Annotated in this window: 1 tRNA gene and 2 rRNA genes (1 of these 3 cut by a window edge); all 3 read left to right on the top strand. The window is 54.1% G+C overall.

The window, feature by feature from the left end:
* Positions 1–2022 (top strand): 23S ribosomal RNA (locus FJ957_RS31595) (it extends 776 nt beyond the left edge of the window).
* Positions 2023–2111: 89 nt separating this feature from the next.
* Positions 2112–2226, top strand: a 5S ribosomal RNA gene (gene rrf / locus FJ957_RS31590).
* Positions 2227–2413: 187 nt separating this feature from the next.
* Positions 2414–2490 (top strand) — tRNA-Met (locus FJ957_RS31585).
* Positions 2491–2500: the final 10 nt, after the last annotated feature.

The raw sequence follows: 2500 nt of genomic DNA, 5'->3' as shown, positions 1-2500 counted from the left end.
CCATAACTGTTGCAATAGTTCGGGATGACTTGTGGCTAGGGGTGAAAGGCCAATCAAACTCGGAAATAGCTGGTTCTCCGCGAAATCTATTTAGGTAGAGCGTCGACCGAATACCCCAGGGGGTAGAGCACTGGATGGGCTAGGGGTCCTCACCGGATTACCAAACCTAACCAAACTCCGAATACCTGGGAGTACTAGTCGGCAGACACACGGCGGGTGCTAACGTCCGTCGTGAAAAGGGAAACAACCCTGACCTACAGCTAAGGTCCCCAAGTTATGGCTAAGTGGGAAAGGATGTGAGGATCCCAAAACAACCAGGATGTTGGCTTAGAAGCAGCCATCATTTAAAGAAAGCGTAACAGCTCACTGGTCTAAATAAGGGTCTTTGCGCCGAAAATGTAACGGGGCTAAAGCCATACACCGAAGCTTAGGGTTCGCAGTAATGCGAGCGGTAGCGGAGCGTTCTGTAAGCTGATGAAGCCGTACCCGTGAGGGGCGGTGGAGGTATCAGAAGTGCGAATGCTGACATGAGTAACGTAAGGGGAGTGAGAGACTCCCCCGCCGAAAGACCAAGGGTTCCTGCTTAAAGTTAATCTGAGCAGGGTTAGCCGGCCCCTAAGACGAGGCGGAAACGCGTAGTCGATGGGAACCACGTTAATATTCGTGGGCCTGGAGGTAGTGACGGATCGCACAAGTTGTCCAATCTTATCGGATTGAACGGGCAGCGGAGCGGTTCCAGGAAATAGCTCCTCCTTATAGACCGTACCCGAAACCGACACTGGTGGTCAGGTAGAGTATACCAAGGCGCTTGAGAGAACTATGCTGAAGGAACTCGGCAAATTGCACGCGTAACTTCGGAAGAAGCGTGACCCTTTTCTGCGCAAGCAGAGGAGGGTGGCACAGACCAGGGGGTAGCGACTGTTTATCAAAAACACAGGGCTCTGCGAAGCCGCAAGGCGACGTATAGGGTCTGACGCCTGCCCGGTGCTGGAAGGTTAAGAGGAGGGGTGCAAGCTCTGAATCGAAGCCCCAGTAAACGGCGGCCGTAACTATAACGGTCCTAAGGTAGCGAAATTCCTTGTCGGGTAAGTTCCGACCTGCACGAATGGCGTAACGACTTCCCCGCTGTCTCCAGCATAGACTCAGTGAAATTGAATTCCCCGTGAAGATGCGGGGTTCCTGCGGTTAGACGGAAAGACCCCGTGCACCTTTACTATAGCTTTACATTGGCATTCGTAGTGGCATGTGTAGGATAGGTGGTAGGCTTTGAAACCTGGGCGCCAGCTCAGGTGGAGCCACCCTTGAAATACCACCCTTATTACTATGGATGTCTAACCGCGGCCCGTCATCCGGGTCCGGGACAATGTATGGTGGGTAGTTTGACTGGGGCGGTCGCCTCCTAAAGAGTAACGGAGGCGCGCGATGGTGGGCTCAGAACGGTCGGAAATCGTTCGCTGAGTGCAATGGCATAAGCCTGCCTGACTGCGAGACTGACAAGTCGAGCAGAGACGAAAGTCGGTCATAGTGATCCGGTGGTCCCGCGTGGAAGGGCCATCGCTCAACGGATAAAAGGTACGCCGGGGATAACAGGCTGATGACCCCCAAGAGTCCATATCGACGGGGTTGTTTGGCACCTCGATGTCGACTCATCGCATCCTGGGGCTGGAGCAGGTCCCAAGGGTATGGCTGTTCGCCATTTAAAGCGGTACGTGAGTTGGGTTCAGAACGTCGTGAGACAGTTCGGTCCCTATCTGCCGTGGGTGTAGGAATATTGAAAGGATCTGTCCCTAGTACGAGAGGACCGGGATGGACGGATCTCTGGTGGACCTGTTGTGGCGCCAGCCGCATTGCAGGGTAGCTATATCCGGACGGGATAACCGCTGAAGGCATCTAAGCGGGAAACCCACCTTGAAACGAGTATTCCCTGAGAACCGTGGAAGACGACCACGTTGATAGGCCGGGTGTGGAAGAGCGGCAACGCTTGAAGCTTACCGGTACTAATAGTTCGATAGGCTTGATCGTTCTCATTACTTATATCCATCAAGGCGCAATCCGAAGGATTGTCGCCGGCACAGAAAACAGCTTCTCGATTTGAACGTGCGTTTTGCCGACCTGGTGGTTATGGCGGAGCGGCTGCACCCGATCCCATTCCGAACTCGGCCGTGAAACGCTCCAGCGCTGATGGTACTTCGTCTCAAGACGCGGGAGAGTAGGTCGCTGCCAGGTCTGCCAAGCGCACGTTCATCTCACATCCGGATAAATCCGGATGAAAGACAATCTTCTCCCTACGATTTTTAGGCCCGCCAAACGGGATCACGGGCCGCGCAAGCGGCCCTTTCATTTGGTGGTCTCTTGATTCCGGTAAGTTAAACCTTACCTCAAAGGACGCAAGCAAACGCTTGCTCATAGTTGACGCGGGGTGGAGCAGCCCGGTAGCTCGTCAGGCTCATAACCTGAAGGTCACAGGTTCAAATCCTGTCCCCGCAACCAAACGCAAAAC

It is taken from the genome of Mesorhizobium sp. B2-4-6 (assembly GCF_006442775.1).
In the GTDB taxonomy this organism is placed as follows: Bacteria; Pseudomonadota; Alphaproteobacteria; order Rhizobiales; family Rhizobiaceae; genus Mesorhizobium.
The sequence above is the reverse complement of the archived record's forward strand: the minus strand, read 5'-3'. Positions and strand labels throughout refer to the sequence as shown.